The organism is Nocardioides sp. zg-1230 (assembly GCF_013155335.1).
In the GTDB taxonomy this organism is placed as follows: Bacteria; Actinomycetota; Actinomycetes; order Propionibacteriales; family Nocardioidaceae; genus Nocardioides.
The window spans coordinates 391,834-409,101 of the sequence record NZ_JABJQZ010000004.1; the positions used below are offsets into that span (position 1 = coordinate 391,834).

Annotated in this window: 19 protein-coding genes; 10 read left to right on the forward strand and 9 right to left on the reverse strand. The window is 71.3% G+C overall.

The genetic code is table 11. From position 1 onward, the window contains the following. Positions 1-155 precede the first annotated feature (155 nt). Positions 156-1,952 carry an AMP-dependent synthetase/ligase gene (locus HOO61_RS13770; protein ID WP_172259300.1) on the reverse strand — a complete coding sequence of 599 codons (1,797 nt, stop codon included), beginning with the start codon at positions 1,950-1,952 and terminating at the stop codon, positions 156-158. Positions 1,953-2,069: 117 nt separating this feature from the next. Between HOO61_RS13770 and HOO61_RS13775 the strand changes: the two genes are divergently transcribed. Genes HOO61_RS13775 through HOO61_RS13785 form a run of 3 tightly spaced genes read left to right on the forward strand, consistent with a single transcriptional unit; the run spans position 2,070 to position 4,101 of the window. Then, the gene (locus tag HOO61_RS13775) at positions 2,070-2,507 is read left to right on the forward strand and encodes an SRPBCC family protein (protein WP_172259302.1); all 438 of its coding nucleotides are present in this window, start codon (positions 2,070-2,072) and stop codon (positions 2,505-2,507) included. 14 nt (positions 2,508-2,521) lie between these two features. Beyond that, positions 2,522-3,721 (forward strand): ArsA family ATPase, encoded by a 1,200-nt coding sequence (locus tag HOO61_RS13780; RefSeq protein ID WP_172259304.1) that lies wholly within the window; start codon positions 2,522-2,524, stop codon positions 3,719-3,721. Further along, positions 3,718-4,101 carry a hypothetical protein gene (locus HOO61_RS13785; protein WP_172259306.1) on the forward strand — a complete coding sequence of 128 codons (384 nt, stop codon included), beginning with the start codon at positions 3,718-3,720 and terminating at the stop codon, positions 4,099-4,101. The genes HOO61_RS13780 and HOO61_RS13785 overlap by 4 nt, the downstream gene beginning before the upstream one ends. Before the next feature lie 6 nt (positions 4,102-4,107). Here the strand turns inward: HOO61_RS13785 and HOO61_RS13790 are convergent, their stop codons facing one another. Next, a complete protein-coding gene (locus HOO61_RS13790) occupies positions 4,108-5,334 on the reverse strand; it encodes a pilus assembly protein TadG-related protein (protein ID WP_172259308.1) in 1,227 nt (408 codons plus the stop codon). Continuing rightward, positions 5,319-5,762 (reverse strand): TadE/TadG family type IV pilus assembly protein, encoded by a 444-nt coding sequence (locus HOO61_RS13795; protein ID WP_172259310.1) that lies wholly within the window; start codon positions 5,760-5,762, stop codon positions 5,319-5,321. Before HOO61_RS13795 ends, HOO61_RS13790 begins: the two co-directional genes overlap by 16 nt. 168 nt (positions 5,763-5,930) lie before the next feature. On the opposite strand from HOO61_RS13795, the gene HOO61_RS13800 reads away from it, so the two are divergent. Further along, complete coding sequence (locus HOO61_RS13800; RefSeq protein ID WP_367650172.1) at positions 5,931-6,884, forward strand: ROK family protein; 954 nt, start codon at positions 5,931-5,933, stop codon at positions 6,882-6,884. Here the strand turns inward: HOO61_RS13800 and HOO61_RS13805 are convergent. The 3 genes from HOO61_RS13805 to HOO61_RS13815 all read right to left on the reverse strand — a co-directional run bounded on the left by HOO61_RS13805 (position 6,877) and on the right by HOO61_RS13815 (position 10,090). Continuing rightward, entirely contained in the window at positions 6,877-8,256 is a 1,380-nt protein-coding gene (locus HOO61_RS13805; protein ID WP_172259314.1) for a hypothetical protein, read from the reverse strand. The genes HOO61_RS13800 and HOO61_RS13805 overlap by 8 nt on opposite strands. 88 nt (positions 8,257-8,344) lie before the next feature. After that, the gene (locus HOO61_RS13810) at positions 8,345-9,577 is read right to left on the reverse strand and encodes a TIGR00300 family protein (RefSeq protein WP_172259316.1); all 1,233 of its coding nucleotides are present in this window, start codon (positions 9,575-9,577) and stop codon (positions 8,345-8,347) included. Positions 9,578-9,616: 39 nt separating this feature from the next. Continuing rightward, complete coding sequence (locus HOO61_RS13815) at positions 9,617-10,090, reverse strand: hypothetical protein (protein WP_172259318.1); 474 nt, start codon at positions 10,088-10,090, stop codon at positions 9,617-9,619. 80 nt (positions 10,091-10,170) lie between these two features. Between HOO61_RS13815 and HOO61_RS13820 the strand changes: the two genes are divergently transcribed. From HOO61_RS13820 to HOO61_RS13840, 5 genes are read left to right on the forward strand one after another with little or no spacing between them, the layout of a single operon-like run. After that, positions 10,171-10,983 (forward strand): alpha/beta hydrolase, encoded by an 813-nt coding sequence (locus HOO61_RS13820; RefSeq protein WP_367650173.1) that lies wholly within the window; start codon positions 10,171-10,173, stop codon positions 10,981-10,983. A 9-nt stretch (positions 10,984-10,992) separates the two neighbouring features. Further along, complete coding sequence (locus HOO61_RS13825; RefSeq protein WP_172259320.1) at positions 10,993-11,775, forward strand: lysophospholipid acyltransferase family protein; 783 nt, start codon at positions 10,993-10,995, stop codon at positions 11,773-11,775. Between the two features lie 5 nt (positions 11,776-11,780). After that, positions 11,781-12,926, forward strand: coding sequence for a MacS family sensor histidine kinase (locus HOO61_RS13830; protein ID WP_301539058.1), 1,146 nt, complete (start codon positions 11,781-11,783; stop codon positions 12,924-12,926). A gap of 4 nt (positions 12,927-12,930) precedes the next feature. Next, complete coding sequence (locus HOO61_RS13835) at positions 12,931-13,437, forward strand: flavin reductase family protein (RefSeq protein ID WP_172259322.1); 507 nt, start codon at positions 12,931-12,933, stop codon at positions 13,435-13,437. A 39-nt stretch (positions 13,438-13,476) separates the two neighbouring features. After that, positions 13,477-14,121, forward strand: a complete 645-nt coding sequence (locus HOO61_RS13840) for a response regulator transcription factor (RefSeq protein ID WP_172259324.1) — start codon at positions 13,477-13,479, stop codon at positions 14,119-14,121. Positions 14,122-14,130: 9 nt separating this feature from the next. Here the strand turns inward: HOO61_RS13840 and HOO61_RS13845 are convergent, their stop codons facing one another. From HOO61_RS13845 to HOO61_RS13855, 3 genes are all read right to left on the reverse strand, one after another. Beyond that, on the reverse strand, positions 14,131-14,661 hold the full coding sequence (locus HOO61_RS13845; RefSeq protein ID WP_172259326.1) for a hypothetical protein: 531 nt from the start codon (positions 14,659-14,661) through the stop codon (positions 14,131-14,133). Positions 14,662-15,125: 464 nt separating this feature from the next. Further along, positions 15,126-15,791: a class F sortase gene (locus tag HOO61_RS13850; RefSeq protein WP_172259328.1), complete on the reverse strand. Its 666-nt coding sequence runs from the start codon at positions 15,789-15,791 to the stop codon at positions 15,126-15,128. Continuing rightward, the gene (locus tag HOO61_RS13855; protein ID WP_172259330.1) at positions 15,788-16,654 is read right to left on the reverse strand and encodes a DUF4397 domain-containing protein; all 867 of its coding nucleotides are present in this window, start codon (positions 16,652-16,654) and stop codon (positions 15,788-15,790) included. Before HOO61_RS13855 ends, HOO61_RS13850 begins: the two co-directional genes overlap by 4 nt. A gap of 155 nt (positions 16,655-16,809) precedes the next feature. On the opposite strand from HOO61_RS13855, the gene HOO61_RS13860 reads away from it, so the two are divergent. Continuing rightward, complete coding sequence (locus HOO61_RS13860; protein ID WP_172259332.1) at positions 16,810-17,259, forward strand: GNAT family N-acetyltransferase; 450 nt, start codon at positions 16,810-16,812, stop codon at positions 17,257-17,259. Positions 17,260-17,268: the final 9 nt, after the last annotated feature.

Consider the following 17,268-nt stretch of genomic DNA (forward strand, 5'->3'; position numbering starts at 1 on the left):
CCAGCGACTGAGAACTTATGGGCGCCGCCGCGGGCGCGGGGGCTAAACCGCGCAAACCACCCGAACATGGCCACGGGGTAGTCCCTTGTGACTATGCCGACCTAGTCGAGGCCTAGCCCGCGATGCTGGGGGGATCCGACTCGGTGGGGGATGTCTCAGCCGAGGTAGAGCGCCTCGATCTCTTCGCGCGACTCCCGCATCACCACGCGTCGCTTGAGCTTGAGGCTGGGGGTGAGCTGGCCGCCCTCCTCGGTCCACTCGCCGGGGAGGATCGCGAACTTGCGGATCGACTCGGCCTTCGACACGGCCTTGTTGGCCTCGTCGACAGCGTCCTGGACAGCCGCGACCAGGTCGGGGTCGTCGAGGTTGGCGCCGAGGTCGGACGTCTTGCCGTGCTGCTCGGCCCACTCGGGGTAGGTCTCGCGGTCGATCGTCACGAGTGCTCCGATGAACGGCTGACCGTCGCCGACGACGAGGCACTGGTCGACCAGGGCATGGGCACGAAGGCGGTCCTCCAGGACGGCCGGCGCGACGTTCTTGCCGCCGGCGGTCACCAGGATCTCCTTCTTGCGGCCGGTGATGCGGACGAAGCCCTCGTCGTCGACCTCGCCGACGTCGCCGGTGTGGAACCAGCCGTCGCGGTCGATGGCCTCGGCCGTCGCCGCCTCGTCACCCCAGTAGCCGGCGAACACCTGGCCGCCGCGGAAGAGGAGCTCGCCGTCGTCGGCGACGCGGACGCTCGTGCCGGGAAGCGGCCGTCCGACCGTGCCGATCTTGGTGGCGTCGGGGAGGTTGGCGGACAGGGCGGCGGTCGTCTCGGTGAGGCCGTAGCCCTCGAGCACGGTGAGGCCGATGCCGCGGTAGAAGTGGCCGAGCCGGTCGCCCAGCGGTGCGCCACCTGAGATGGCGTACGTGCAGCTGCCCCCGAGTGCCTGGCGCAGCTTGCCGTAGACGAGGCGGTCGAAGAGGGCGTGCTGCGCGCGCAGCCGCACCGGCACACGCTTGCCGTCCGAGGCGCGTGACCACGCGATGGCGACGTCGGCAGCGCGGTCGAAGATCCTGCCCCGGCCGTCGGCGGTCGCGCGCTGCGAGGCGCTGTTGAAGACCTTCTCGAACACCCGCGGCACGGCCAGGATGAACGTGGGCCTGAACTCGCCCAGGTCGGTCACCAGGTTCTTGATGTCGGCGCTGTGGCCCAGCTTGGCCCGGCTCTTCACTGCGCCGACCTGGATAATGCGGGCGAACACGTGGGCGAGCGGCAGGAAGAGCAGCGTCGAGGCGTTGTGGCTGTCGAACAGCTCGTGCAGCTCGTCGACGGCCACGCCGAGCTCGAACATGAAGTTGCCGTGGGTGAGCATGCAGCCCTTGGGCTTGCCCGTCGTGCCGCTGGTGTAGATCAGGGTCGCGAGGTCGAGCGGCGTCGCCGCCGTACGGCGCTGCTCGAGCAGGTCGTCGGAGATGTCGGAGCCGAGGCGATCGAGCACGCCGACTGCGTTGTCCTGCAGCGACCACACGTGCTGGAGCTCGGCGAGGTCGCCAGACTGGCGCGCCTCGCGGACCCGGGCGAGGTGGTCCGGACCCTCGGCCACGATCGCGCGGGCGCCGGAGTCCTGCAGGATCCAGCCGATCTGCTCGGCCGACGACGTCTCGTAGATCGGCACGGTGACCGCGCCGGCGAACCAGATGGCGTAGTCGAGGAGCGTCCACTCGTAGCGCGTCTTCGACAGGAGGGCGACCCGGTCGCCGGCCTCGACGCCGGCCGCGACGAGCCCCTTGGCGACCGCTCGGACCTCGGCGAGGAAGGCGGCCGCCGTGACGTCGGTCCACCCGTCATCCGTGCGTCGGCTGAACACCACGGTGTCCGCGAAGTCGCGTCCGTTGGTGACGACGTCGTCGGTGAGGTTCCCGGTGGACGGGATGGTGATGGAGAGCGGCGTCGAGAACTCCCGCACGGTGGAACCTCCTGGAGGGTGGTGGACTGCGGTCGCAGGTTATCGCCCGGTAGGGGGTGTCGAGCACGCCCGGTGCCTGTGCCCGGACCCACCCGCGCGTTGGGCTAGGCTCCGGCCATGGCCGAACAGACCTCCTCGTCGATCGTCGTCGACGCTCCTCCGGCCGACGTGATGGCCGTCATCGCCGACTTCGAGTCCTACCCCGAGTGGGCCAAGGGCGTGCAGAAGGCCGAGGTCGTGGAGCCGGGGGCCGACGATCGGGCCGAGCGGGTCTACTTCGAGCTCGACGTCGCGCCGATCAAGGACGAGTACACCCTCGCCTACGACTGGGACGGCGACCGCGAGGTCACCTGGACCCTCGCCCAGGGCAAGATGCTGCGCGCCCTCGACGGCACCTACACGCTGGTCGACCGTGGCGACGGAAGCACCGAGGTGACCTATCGGCTTGCGCTCGACGTGACCATCCCGCTGATCGGCATGCTGAAGCGCAAGGGCGAGAAGATCCTCATCGATGCCGCGCTGAAGGGCCTCAAGAAGCGCGTCGAGTCGCTCTGACGCGCGGTCCGGGCATGCGGATCCTGCTGTTCACCGGCAAGGGCGGTGTCGGCAAGTCGACGCTCGCCGCCGCCACGGCGTGCGCCAGCGCCGCGGCCGGGCACCGGACGCTCGTGCTGTCCACCGACGCCGCGCACTCGCTCGCCGACGCGTTGGACGTGCCCGCTGCGTCCGAGCCCACCGAGGTCGCCGCGAACCTCTGGGTCCAGCACGTCGACGCCCAGGAGCGCCTCGAGCGGTCGTGGGCCGACATCCAGGGCTACCTCCTCCGCGTGCTCGACGTGGCCGGGGTCGACCCGGTCGCAGCCGAGGAGCTGACCGTGATCCCCGGCGCCGAGGAGGTGCTGGCCCTCCTCGAGGTGCGCGCCCAGGCGAGGTCGGGGGAGTGGGACGTGCTGGTCGTCGACTGTGCGCCGACGGCGGAGACACTGCGGCTGCTCGCCCTCCCCGAGGCGCTCGGGTGGTACATGACGCGCGTCCTCCCCGTCGAACGCCGCGTCGTCAAGGCACTCAAGCCCGTGCTGAGCCGCGCCGCCGGCGTGCCCATGCCCGAGGACTCGGTCTTCGACGCGGTCGAGCGGCTCCACGCCGACCTCGACGACGTACGCGCGGTGCTGACCGGACCCGAGACGTCGGTCCGCCTCGTCCTCACCCCCGAGTCGGTGGTGCTGGCCGAGGCGCGCCGCGCCTACACGTTCTTGACCCTCTTCGGCTACAGCGTCGACACGGCCATCGTGAACAGGGTGTTCCCCGCCGAGGGGGCGGACGACTGGCGCCGGAGCTGGGTCGACGCCCAGCGCCGTCGGCTGGAGGATGCGGCCGACTCCTTTGCCGGCCTCGGCCTGCTCACGTCGGTGTACCGGACGAACGAGCCCGTGGGGCGCGACGAGCTGCTCGACCTCGCGGCGTCCGTATACGACGACATCGACCCGCTCGCGGTAGGAGCGTCGGCGCCCGCGATGTCGGTGCGCTCGACGGCGAGGGGCCTGGTGCTGTCACTTCCGTTGCCCCTGGCGTCCCAGGACGACGTGGGCCTCGTGCGCAAGGGTGACGAGCTCATCGTCACCGTGGCGTCCTACCGTCGCCTCCTCACCATGCCGTCCGGGTTGGCCAGGCAACGGGTCGCCGGTGCGCGTGTGCGCGACGGCGAGCTCCAGGTCCGGTTCGTCGAGCCGGCTGCTGCATCCACCGACCTGTCCGAGGGGGCACTGTGACCGACGCCGAACCGCGGGACGTCGGGTCGCTGGGCGAGGAGGCAGCACGGCTGTTCGGTGCCCTGTCCGGGTGGGCGCGCGACCACGCGGCCGAGGCCGGGGACGGACTGTCCGGTCTCGCGGCACAGGCCGCCACCTCCGCGCACGACCTCGACGAACACCTCGCGACAGGTGCGGCGGAGTGCACGGTGTGCCCTCTGTGCCGGGCGATCAGCGCCGTGCGCCAGGTGAGTCCGGAGGTCACGGCGCACCTGTCCGCCGCCGCCAGCTCGCTCGCACAGGCGGCCGCGGCGCTCCTGGCGTCCGCCCCGGACTCGTCTCAGGGCACGGACGACGTCGAGCAGGTCGACGTCACGGACGACTGGCCCGAGGACGAGTGACCCGCTTCATTCCTCACCGCCACCGCCGGTGAGACGCGTACGCCGCAGCCCGCCGTCGCACTCAGCCCCCAGTGCGCACTCGGATTCTGCATGGGTTCCACTGGTGCGAGTCGAGATGTACTTCAGCACGAGGTAGTTGTTGCCGCTGCTGTCGTCCGGGTCCGCCTCGGCGAGGAAGGGGTTGCCTTCGCACTTGCCCGTGGTCGAGTGCTTCTTCTCCTTCTTGCTGAAGTGATAGCCGCACACGATGGCCGACACGAGCTTGTAGACGGGGAACACGGTTCCGGTACCCGAGCCGGACGTCGTGTCCTCACTGCACTGCGGCGACACGCAGAACACCGGGAAGATGCTCTCCTTCTCCGTGTCGACCAGGTCCTCCCAGGCATCCGCGATGTGACCAGCGTCCAGGTTGCCTGGGTCGCCGCTCATGCACGTCTCGGAGCCGATCGGCGCTGCCGGGCACGCATCCTCGAGCACGACCGTCAGCTGTCCGGGAGTGTCCACGTCCGACTGGCCGGGGATGACAGTGACGCGGTCCGTGCAACCGTTGCGGATCTGGTCCTCGAGGACGGTGGTGGCACCACCGCGTTCCTCGGGACAGTCGAGGGTCCACCAGTTGCCGGCACTCTTGGGCTTCGGGCACTGCGGAGGTGACTTGGTGCCGTGGCCGGGGTAGAAGATCTGGACGAACTCGCCCGGCTCGGTGTCGCCGACCGCGGCCGAGCAGAGCGCGAGCGGCCGCACGTTCTCACCAGCGCCCGGAGCGACGTCGATGGTTGCCTCCGAGTCCTGCGTGGTGGTCACTTCCTCATCGCCGCCGAAGATGGGCGCGAACACCGTGTCGGTGGTGCCTTGGTTGCCGAACGTGACGATGAGCACCTTCAGGTCCGGGTCGCAGTCGATGTCGAAGTCGGTCTCGCCCCAATCGCGCGCGACGTTCTTCGGGTAGTTATCCTGCGCGACCTCCTGGGCGCGAGCATGCGCCAGCTCCCAGGCCTCGCCGCCCTCCCTGAACGTCGCCAGGTCGCAGCTGCCCGGAGTCTGGGTGAGTGACTGTGCGGCGGCCAGGGCGCCCGCGTCAGCAGCACGCTGCAGGTTGCGGTTGGACACGAACGCGACGCCTGCGTCCGTCGTGAACGCCACAAGCCCGACCATGAACAACGCGAGGATTCCGACGAGGACGGCGGTGGCGCCGCGCTCGTCAGGGTCACGTGACGTCAGTTGAACTCGCACTGGAACGCAGCCTCACTCTCGAGGTCGAAGGAGTCCGGAAGGACCGCGTCGGGGAATATCCAGGGGATCACCACGTCAGTGGTCACCTCGGCGCGGACCGCCAACATGTCCCCGAACTCGCTGCCCTCGCAGGAGTCGCCAGCGTCACCGGGAAAGGTGATGTCGAGGTCGCCCGCACTCGTGCGCGCGATGGTCGACGCGAACTCGTCCTCCGCCCGCGCCGACACGTCGGCGGGTGGGTCGGTGTCGACCACGCCTGCACGAGCGGCAGCTCGTGTGGCGTTGTCCAGGCTGAGCTGCTGCGCGAAGATCACCCCGAAGTTGACGATCATGCAGATGATGAAGAGCAGCGGGATGACGACGAAGGCAAACTCCACCGCGGCGGCACCTCGTTCGGTCCGGCCGTTGTTTCGGATGCGCCAGCGCATGAGTTCCCCTTGCCCCTTAGTCCTGCGCCAGTCACCGTAGGGCGCGCTGATCCCGGCTGTCGCTGCTTTCGCGGCACTGGGTTCAGTCACTGCGGAAAGATGGCCCGATGTGACTACGTTGCTGGTCCCATCGGCGCATGTGGTGCGGCGTGCTGGAGGATGTCCCGCGTGAGCGATGGTGTGGTGGTCGGGGTCGACATCGGCGGGACCAAGGTGCTGGCCGGCGTCGTCGACGCTGACGGGCGCGTGGGTCGTACGGCCTTGAGCACGACCCCGGGGCGCCGAGTGGTGACGAGCCAGGTCGAGGACGCGCTGGTGGCAGCCGTCCATGAGGTCGCGGATGGCCGGAGCCTTGCCGGCGTCGGCGTTGCAGCGGCGGGCTTCGTCGACCTTGCCAGCGAGCGCGTGATGTTCGCTCCTCACCTGCCGTGGCAGGGAGAGCCTCTGCGCGACCTCCTTGCCCAGCGGCTCGGTTGTCCTGTCGGCCTCGACAACGACGCCAACTGCGCTGCTCTGGCGGAGGCCCGTTACGGCGCAGCCAGCGGCGCGTCATCGGCGCTCATGATCACCATGGGCACCGGGATCGGGGGCGCCGTGCTCCTGAACGGCGGGGTCGTCCGCGGCGCCAACGGGATGGCGGGTGAGTTCGGGCACATGCAGGTCGTGCCCGACGGCGAGGCGTGCGAGTGCGGCCAGCGTGGGTGCTGGGAGCAGTACTCGTCTGGCAACGCCCTCGTCCGCAACGCACGCGCCCTCATGGCCGGTCAGCCATCCGTGCTGGTGGAGATGAGCGGCGGATCACCGGATCGGGTGACTGGTCCGATGGTCACCTCCGCCGCGGAGCAGGGTGACCTCGTGGCGAGACAGGCCTTCGCCATGGTGGGTGGCTGGCTCGGCGTCGGCACGGCCAACCTGGTAGCAGCGTTCGATCCCGAGATCGTCGTCATCGGTGGCGGACTGTCGGCGGCGGGTGACGGCCTGCTCCATCCAGCGCGTGCCGCCCTACGCCGCGCTGTCGTGGGGGCAGAGCACCGAGCCCTCCCCGACGTGGTCGCTGCTCGGCTGGGACCGCTCGCCGGGTTGGTGGGCGCCGCGCTGATCGCCCGCCAGCCCGTCAGCTGATCGAGCAGAAGGGCTTGTCGCCGAGGGGAATCGGCCTGAAGTGAAGAAGCTTGTACTGCCAGTAGGGCAGGGGTGCCAGATCGACTTGTCCCTCGCCTGGCCCGAACTCGACGGGTCGTCCTTCGACGATGCCGGCGACCGTGAGGTCGGGGTCGTCCTGAGCCATGCGCCGCAGCGCCAGCAGGGGGATCGCAAGGTCGTACTTCGTCGCGCCAGCCAGCACCGGATCGTTGGATCCCCGGATGGTCACGAGCTCCTCCTGCCACGTGGTGAGGTGTGACGTCGGCAGCAGGAGGTGGTTGGCCTGCTGGCCCTCGGTCTGCACGCCCGAGAACATGGTGAACACCCCGGTCGTGCGCAGCCCGAGGTACGGGCTCAGCCCCCACAGCACGGCCAGGACCAGGACGGGGACGTGCACCAGCATCGGCCGTCCGAACGGTCGACGCTGCGCAGGTCGCCGCCACGTCCAGAGTGCGGCGATGAGCACTGCGAGGAGGTAGAGCTGTGCGGCAACGAACACGAGGGCGGCCGCAAGGATCGGACTGGCGTAGCCGATGAATCCGAACACCGCGAACGCGAGGAATGCCGTGACCGGGGGCATGCGCCTCGCATCGCGTGCGATGGCCGACCTGGAAGCCACGGCGCGGAACACGGCGAGAACGCGATCCACCTCCTCGTCGGAGAGGAAGAGGACGAAGATCGCGAAGAGCGCGCTGGTGAAGTCGACGACCGAGAAGGCCGGACTGATGCTGAGGGTGAAGTGGAAGAGCATCGCCACTCGCACCCAGTGGCGCCGGGTGAGAGGCAGGGCCAGGAGCAGGGGGACGGACGTCTCCATCAGCAGGCTGGCGACCGGGAGCAGCAGCGTGTCCTGGACAGGGGCGGTCAGGCCGTAGCTCGCCCGGCCCGCGATGGCGTTGGCGCAGCTCGTGACGGGGTCCAAGAAGTGGGTGTTGTACTTCGAGAGCGCTGCGAAGCCGTATACGACGAGAGCGATCGCCCGTACTCCGGGGAAGGCTGCGGCGACTGCCTGAGGTCCGGTCGAGCGCCTGACGAGCATCGTGAGCCCGATGGCAAGGTTGACGAGGAGGATGAACGCCCAATGGTCCGGGCTGCCTGGCATCTCCGCGACGTAGTCAGCGGCCTGCGCGACCATCATCGCCAGGAAGAGTCGACCGTCCGGTCGCAGGACGACCACCACCGCAAGGCCGACCGTCGCGATGCTCCACGGCGTCGCGAGGGCGGAAGCATCGGCCGCCACGAGGTGGATGACGTGCGCGATGGCCCACATCCGCATGAAGAGCACAGTCGCCGTCGTGCCGGCCGGCGTGGCGACATCCGCCGCCGCGGGTCGCTCGAGCTTACTGGTCATCGTGTTCCGGTCCTGTCCGCGCGCACGGTCCCCTTAAGCGCGCGCCAGCGAGCGTAGGTCAGTCCGGTCCATCCGCGTGGCCGATTGCTCAACCTCGGCGGTAGTCGGCCACCAGCTCGAGCGCGAGCTGCTCGAGGAAGAGCCCGACGTCGGTGACGATGCCGCGGCCCTGACCGGTGCCTCGGTCGGCGAGTCGGGTGACGATGGCCGGGTTGAGGTCGACGCAGATCAGCGGCACGGACGCCGGCAGGAGGCTGCCGGTGGCGACGGCGTACAGCTGCGTCGCCATCATAAGGCAGTAGCCGATGTCGTGGATCTCGGCCCGCATCGCCCGCTGGCCCTCGACCACGTCGGTGTGCACCTCGGGGAGGGGTCCGTCGTCGCGGACCGACCCGACCAGGACGAACCGCTTGCGCTCGGTGACGAGCGCGCGCATCACACCGCTGGGAACGATGCCGCCGCGGACTGCGCGCTCGATCGAGCCGGCGCGACGGACGGCGTTGACCGCCCGGACCCGGTGCTCGTGACCGTGCTCGTGGCCCGGAGGTGCGCTGTCCGGGGTCGGGCCGTAGATCGCGGTCTCGATGTCGAGCGCGGCCATCGCGTTGCCGGCGAAGAGGACGTCGACCCACCCCGCTCGGACGAGGGCCACCATGGCCGGTACGCCGCCCGCGTGCACCACGCCCGGACCGGCCACCCACAGCAGCCGTCCGCCCGCGTCCCGGGCTTGCCGCATCCCGTCGGCCACCTGCCGGACCAGCACCGTCTGCGGACGCTCGGGTCCGTGCTCGCCCTCGAACGAGGCGACGGCCTCGGCCGCGGGGGCTGGGTTGGGCACGGTCACCTGGATCCCCGTCGCTCCCACCACCACGCGCATGCCGCGCACGACGTCCGACAGGGGAACCGTCCGCACCCGCAGGCCACCCGGCGCCGACCCCTCGACGACGAGCCCGCAGTCCATCTCGGGATGGTCGACGACGTACCACCGTCCACCGAGGCGTACCTGCGTCTCGAGGTTGGTGGTGGCGTAGAACCCGTCCGGCAGCACGCCGTCCTGGTCGGCGGTCGCAACCGCGGCGTCGCCCTGGGAGAGCTGGTTGACGCCGCGGGTCTGCAGGCGCATGAGAAGGCGCTGCAGCGACTCGTCGTCGGGAGCCTCGACGGTGATGCGGGCGCTGCTGGGGTCGTGGGCCTCGCGGCCGACGTCGAACTCCTCGATGACGAAGTCACCGCCGTACTCGCGGATGTCGTCGAGGACGCGCGACAGGATGCCGCTGTCCATGAGGTGGCCCGTCACCTCGACCGTCTCGCGTGCCCCCACCCGGCTGACACTACGCCTGCGAGCTGGCCGTCGGGCGGGTCAGATCCGGGAGCCGTCGTCCCAGGGGTCGCGGGGCGCCTTGGGCATCACGAACACGAGGTAGGCGAACCCGCCGACGAACCATCCGACGAGGGCCCAGCCGACGAGCGGGTGGACGTAGATCGAGAGCAGCCCGATGACGAGGGCGATCACCGGCGCCACGAAGATGCCGGCCCAGGCCAGGCCGCGCTCCCACGTGCGGGGGACCGGGAACGGGGGCGCCGGCGGCGGCTTGAAGCGCTCGGACTCGGCGATCGCCTGCTCGCGCCGCTCGACCTCGTCGTCGTCGCGGAGGTGCTCCGGCAGGTCGGTCGAGGAAGAGGCGGAAGGAGCGGCAGGCGGGGCGTCCTCGGCGGCGGTCGCCGACTCCCCTGAGGAGGTCGGTGCGTCGTCGAGGACCGGGCGCTCGCCGTAGTTCTCGACGATCTCGCGCCACGCGAGCTCGGTGCGGCTCTCGTCCTCCGGGCGACTCACGCAGACCACGGTAGCCGCAGGACGTGAACGGGGTCTCGTGGCGGCGGCCCAGGCGGCGGGTCCTGGTGCACACTGTGCCCGTGAGGATCCCGTTCCGCGGCGCGCAGGCCGCCCCCCTCGACCCGACGCTGGTCGCACCGATGTCCACGCCCGCGCGGCCCGAGCTGACCGACGGGCGGCGCATCGGCGTACTCGTCGTGCACGGCTTCACCGGTAGCCCCGCCTCGATGAGGCCGTGGGCCGAGGACCTGGCGGCGCGCGGGTACGCCGTCGAGATGCCGCTGCTGCCCGGCCACGGCACCCGCTGGCAGGACATGAACAAGGTGACCTGGGCAGACTGGACGGCGACCGTCGATGGCGCCTTCGACAAGCTGGCCGCGGAGAACGACGTGGTCGTCGCGGCCGGGTTGTCGATGGGGGCGTCGCTGTGTCTTCGTCTTGCCGCTGACCGTGGCGAGGAGCTCGCCGGTCTCGTCCTGGTCAATGCGGCCGTCGACACGCTTCGCAAGGACGCCGTACTGCTGCCGGCGCTGCAGCGGGTCGTTCCGGCGTTCCCCGGCATCCGCAACGACATCAAGAAGCCCGGAATGGACGAGATCGCCTACCCCGTCATGCCGCTGAAGGCCGCACACTCGATGTCCCGTGGCTGGGCCGAGCTGCGCCGCGACCTGCCTCGGATCACGATCCCGGTGCTCTACTTCCGCTCGGAGGAGGACCACGTCGCCGACATCTCGACGTCGAAGGCGCTCAACGCGGGCCTGTCCTCGAAGGACTTCGAGGAGCGGGTCCTGAAGGACAGCTACCACGTCGCCTGCCTGGACAACGACGCCCCGCGGATCTTCGCCGAGTCCGCCGAGTTCATCGAGCGGGTCACCGCCCAGCAGCAGGGATAGTCTCGGACCGTGCTCTATTGGTTCCTGAAGTGGATCGCCCTCGGGCCCGTCCTGCGACTCGTCTTCCGGCCCAAGGCCTACGGCATCGACCACGTGCCGGAGGAGGGTCCCGCGATCCTCGCCAGCAACCACCTGTCGTACGCCGACTGGCTGTTCATGCCGCTCACCCTCACCCGGCGCGTCACCTTCGTCGCCAAGGCGGAGTACTTCACGTCCCCCGGCATCAAGGGTTGGTTCCAGAAGAAGTTCTTCACCGGCGCCGGGCAGGTCCCGATCGACCGGTCGGGTGCCAACGCCGCCGAGGGCGCGATGAAGTCCGCGATGAAGATCCTCAGTGAGGGCGACCTCTTCGGCATCTACCCCGAGGGCACCCGCTCGCACGACGGCAAGCTCTACCGCGGCAAGACCGGCGTGGCCCGGCTCGCGCTGGAGAGCGGTGCCCCGGTGATCCCCTGCGCGGTCGTCGGCACCGACGTCGTCGCGCCCACCGGCAAGGTCTACGGCACGTGGACGCGTCCCGTCGTGCGCTTCGGCAAGCCGCTCGACTTCTCCCGCTACGCCGGCATGGAGAACGACCGCTACATCCTGCGCTCGATCACCGACGAGATCATGTACGAGATCATGCGGCTCTCCGGCCAGGAGTACGTCGACCTCTACGCCAGCAAGGCCAAGGAGCTCGCCAAGGAGAAGGCCCGCCAGGACGAGCGCGAGAAGGCCGAGCGGGAGAAGGCCGTGCGCGAGCAGGCGGCGCGCGACCAGGCCGGGGACGGGCCGGAGCAGAAGGCGTCCTGAACGCCCTGACGGACCCGCGGGCGCAGCACCCGCGGACCGACTCCGCCCTCGCCGTCGAGGACCGGCTCTACTCGGCGCTGGCCCTCGTGCGGGTGGTCGTCACGGTCAACATGGTGGGCCTCAACGCCTACCGGCGCGACAGCTACGCGCACCCGGATCTCGCGCTCGCGATCGTACTCGCGCTCGTGGTCTGGACCGGTGTCGCGATCTGGCTCTACAGCCGACGCTCGAGGCGCACGCCCGCCTTGCTCGTCGCCGACCTGCTGATCGCCGTCGCGGCGATCGCTGTCACCCCGTGGCTGAAGTCGGAAGACTTCCAGGCCACGCTTCCCGGCTTCTGGGTGATGGGCGCGCTGCTTGCCTGGGCGATCCACTGGCACTGGAAGGGCGGCCTCGTGGCCGCCGTCGCCCTGTCGTTGGCGGACCTCCTGCCGCGCCAGGAGATCGACCAGGGCAACTACGGCAACGTCTTCCTCGTGCTCATCGGGGGCCCGATCGTCGGCTTCATGTGCGAGTCGCTCCAGCGGATGGCGCGCGAGCGCGACGCGGCGGAGCGCGCGGCGGCGGCAGCCGAGGAGCGGACCCGGCTCGCCCGGGCCGTGCACGACGGTGTGCTGCAGGTGCTGGCCATGGTCCAGCGGCAGGGTGCCGCCGCGGGCGGCGAGTGGGCCGAGCTGGGCCGGCTGGCTGGCGAGCAGGAGCGCGGACTGCGCTCGCTGATCCGCCAGCAGGACACCGTGCCGACCGGATCCGGTGGCCGGGTCGATCTCGCCGGCGCGCTGGAAGCGATGGCGACCGCGCACCCAGTGCGCGTGGAGGTCGCGACACCCGGCGGTGCCGTCCTGGTGGACGAGCACGTGGCCACCGAGACGGTCGCCGCGGTCAGGGCCTGCCTCGACAACGTGCTCGCTCACGTGGGCCTCGGCGCCACCGCGTGGATCCTGGCCGAGGCTGCCCCCGACGCGATCACGGTCTCGGTGCGCGACGACGGCTCCGGCATGGCGGCGGGCCGGCTCGAGGAAGCCGCGGCACAGGGCCGTCTCGGCGTCGCGTCCTCGATCCGCGGACGCATCGAGGACCTGGGCGGCACCGCCACCGTCCAGAGCGGCGAGTGGGGCACCGAGTGGGAGCTGTCGGTGCCGATAGCGTGACCGCGTGACCATCCACAGCGGCCATCCGTTCCCGACGCCGGACGACCCCGTGCGCCGTCTGCGTGGGCGCGTCGGCGGGACGGTGTCGCTCTGGACGGCGGGCGACGAAGCGGAGCGGGCGGGGCTCACGGTCACGTCGTGGTTGGTGGCGGGGGGCGAGCCGGGCCGGGTGCTCGCGCTGCTCGACCCCGATGCCGACCTGACCGAGCTGCTGCTCGAGACCGGCCGCGGCGTCGTACAGCTGCTCTCGTGGACCGACCGAGACCTCGCGGACGCCTTCGCCGGCACCACCCCTGCCCCGGGCGGCCCGTGGCGGATGGCCGGGTGGGACGAGACGGCGTACGGCCCGCGGCTCGCAACGGCTGCCACGTGGGCTCTGGTGAGCGTCGAGACGTCCGTCGAGGTCGGCTGGTCACGGCTGGTGACGTGCACGCTCGACGAGCTCGTCGTGGGAGACGACCCCGAACCGCTCGTCCACCGCCGGGGGCGTTACGTCCCGCCGGGCGGCTGATCCGTCTACGCTGCGGTCCAACCTTGGGAGGGGAACCGCATGGTGAGGGTGATGGTGGTCGACGACCACCCGATGTGGCGTGACGCGGTCGAGCGCGACCTGCAGGCGGCCGGGCACGAGGTCGTGGCGGTGGCGTCCAACGGGCGCGAGGCGATGGCGCGCTTCCCGGCGGCGGCCCCGCAGGTGGTCGTGCTGGACCTCCAGCTGCCGGACAGCACGGGTGTGCAGGTCACCAGCATGATGCTGGAGCACGACCCGACCGCGCGCGTGCTGATCCTGTCGGCGAGCGGGGAGCAGGACGACGTCCTGGAGGCGATCAAGGCCGGCGCCACCGGCTACCTGGTGAAGTCGGCTTCCAGCGCCGAGCTCATCGACGCCGTGACGCGCGTGGCCGACGGCGACACGGTCTTCACGCCCGGGCTGGCCGGTCTGGTGCTGGGGGAGTTCCGGCGCATCGCCGACGGGCCGGCCGACGACCCGCGCGACCAGCTCACCGAGCGGGAGACCGAGATCCTCAAGATGGTCGCCACCGGCATGAGCTACAAGCAGATCGCCGCGCGCCTCGTCCTGTCGCACCGCACGGTGCAGAACCACGTGCAGAACACCCTGCGCAAGCTGCAGATGAACAACCGCGTGCAGCTGACCCGCTGGGCCATCGAGCACGGTCTCGACGACGACGCCTGACGTCGCGGTTCAGGACGGGACCGTCACGACGGCCAGCACCCGGCTGCCGGCGTCGGTCTCATCCAGCTCCACCCGCCACTGGTCGTCATCGTCCGACGAGCCGCAGGGCACGGGTTGCTCGTTCGGCGCGGCGCACGCCAGCGACAGCACCTCCTGCGACCGCACGACCCGGACGTCGCGCGCCTGCGTCGCGGTGACGTCGAGCGACGTCGTGGCGGCGAGGCCGCGACCGTCGGCGGACGAGCTGAGCTGCACCGCGCCGGACATCCGGTAGCGCACCTGGATGCGGGTCGCGTCGGAGAACGTGTACGTCGCCCCGCTCGGCATGACGACCCCGGGTCCGGGCGCCGGCCGGCCGTCGGCGGTGACCTCGACCTGGTTGGCCGTCACCCGCACGCCGTCGAGCTCGGGCAGGGTGACCTCGAGCTCGTCGAGGGGGCGGTCGGAGTGGATCCAGTGCGTGACGTCGAGGTCACCACCGGGCAGCACCTCGGTGACCGCTCGCGACTCCCCGGCGATCGGCCACCCGTCGATCGGCAACGACGCCGGTGGAGGCGACGGCTCGTCCGGTCCGACAAGCTGCCACGCCACGACCCCGCCGGCGAGCACCCCCACGAGGGCGGCCGCGACGAGCGCGACCGTCCGGCGCGTCCGTTGCTCGGACCGCTGGGGGGCGGGGTCCGGTGGCGGCGGGACGACCGACGGCGGAACCAGAGCAGGCTGCGTCGCTGGTGCGGCAACGGGCGTCGCAGCAGCGCCGGCCTCCGGCTCCGACGTACGGATGGGGCGAGGTGTCGGGTCCGGTCTCCGGGTCTCGGCCGGGGTCGACTCAGGAGCCGCCTCAGGAGCCGCCTCGGGCACCGAGGCCGGCGGCGGGACAACCGGCGGGGTGCGCCGCGCACGTGGGGGAGCGGGACGCGGTCGTACCGTCTCCTGCGCCGGAGCGCGGCGCGGTGCCGGGGGCAGGACGGTGGGAAGGCGTTTCTGGTAGGGCTTCTTCGGGCTCATGTCGCCTCCGGGGGGCCGAGGGGGACGGCCGTGACCACGGCGAGGTTCTGGTAGCCGCCGCGGGAGGCGTCGTACGGCGGCGCGCAGGTCACGAGGGCGAGCCGGAGGTCTCCCGACGCGTCGAAGATCCACCCGTCGTCGACGAGGCTGCCCTGCGCCACCAGCCGTCGCGACCCGATGCGGAAGTCCTGGCGCAGCCCGTCTCCCTCGAGGCGCACCCGCGCCCCCTCGCGGACCGTGAGGAGCTCGGCGAACGGTCCGAGGCCCTCGGCGTCCGAGTCCACGTGCGCAGCGACGAGGATCGAGCCGAACGGATCGCCGATGCGCGACCCACCGCGCCACCACCCCGCGACGTCGACGTCGTCCGGCACGTCGAGGACCCCGGAACCGGTGGTGCCGGCGGTGGTCACGCGCACGTCGCGTCCGCTCGGCAGCGTGGCCCGGGTGGGCCGTCTCGGGGTGACCACCGAACCGGCGCGCCGGGCCGGGGCGACCGGTTCGGCGGCCGAGGTGGAGGACGCGGGAGCGGACGGGGCCGAGGCCGAGGGCGGTACGACGCTGCTGCCGGCAGCCGGGCGGGTGGAGACGTCACCACTGGCGCATCCGGCGGTGACGACGACGAGGCAGGCGGACAGCATGAGTGCGCGCGGACGGGCGCTCATCCGGTCGGTGGCACGAGGGGCAGGCGCCGCCTTCGGATGGCCGCACCCAGGACCCCGAGCGCGGCAAGCCCCGCGACGCCCACCGCCGCCGGAGGCAGGGGCAGGCCCCGGTCACCCGGGGTCGGGCCGGTGAAGGTCGTCACCCGGTCGTCGGCCAGTCCTGCCGACCCGGTGTCGATGCGCGAGGGTCGTACGCTCCCGTCGGCGGCCAGGTCGACCGTGTGGGCGATGACGTTCATCGACTGGTCCCGCGGGTTGCCGTAGGCGTAGATCATCGACAGCGTGCGCGCCTCCAGGGCCACGTCGAGCGGGCCGAGAATGGGGTCGGCGCCTTCCGCGCCCGACGGCAGCAGCGCCACCTCGATCGAGCCCTCGGGGACATCTGCGTCGGCGAACTCGCCGTTGGCGATGTTGGTGAACACGGTCTGGCCGTCCACCTCGACGTCTGCGGGCGCGACGGTCGCGGTGTGGGCGAGCAGGACGCGGGCCTTGTCGGGACCGATCGGCCCGTCGGGGGCGGCGTAGGAGTGGACGACCGGCTCGCCCCCGACGTCGGCAGGCAGGTGCAGCACCACGTCACTGGTGTCGCCGGCGGCGACGTCGAGGGTCGACTCGACCCTGACGCCCTCGCCCCGGAACGAGATCTCGTGGCTGCCGGGCGCCATCTCGAAGGGCCCCAGCACGTCTCCGACGCCGGCGCCGTCGGCGACCCTGCGGCCGTCGACGGACACGTCGACGCTCGCCCCGGGGACGGCCTGCACGACGCTGACGCGCGCGGGCTGCGGAGCAGGTGGTTCGGCGTCGGCCGGGGCCCCGGTCACGAGTGGCAGGCAGATGGCCATCAGCACCCCACTCGCCAGCACTGCTCGAAGTCGACGCACTCCGACCACACCCCCACAGCCCCCGCTACGACGCCGTCCCGATCGAGACGCCGCCCTCACCTGAACACCCGGCGGTCCGGCTCCTCAACCCCGATGTGGGGTACGTCCGTCCGGTCGGACACCCCTAGGGTTGGGTCGTGCAGACGAGGGTGTGGCGGCGGGCCGGCGCCGACGACGCGGTCGCCCTGCGCGACCTCGAGCGCCTCGCCAGCCAGACGGGACTGGCGCACGTCTTCGGCGACCTGCCCTACCCCGACGACGACGTGCTGGCCCGTTGGGCGCTGCTCCTCGACGACCCGGGCGTGACGGTCGAGGTCGTCGAGGACGACCGCGGGCTGGTCGCCCTCACCGCCCACGACGGTTCCACCCTGCGGCACCTGGCCGTGCGGCCGGACCACTGGAGCGCCGGTCTGGGCCGTGAGGGCTTCGTCCGCGCGCAGGCCGCCGGGGCGCGGCGCCTGTGGGTGCTGGAGGCCAACTCGCGGGCGCGGCAGCTCTACGAGTCGTTCGGCTGGGCCCCCAGCGGCGTCACCCAGGAGTGCCCGTGGGCGCCCTACCCGACCGAGGTGGAGTACGCCGCTCCCTAGGATCAGGAC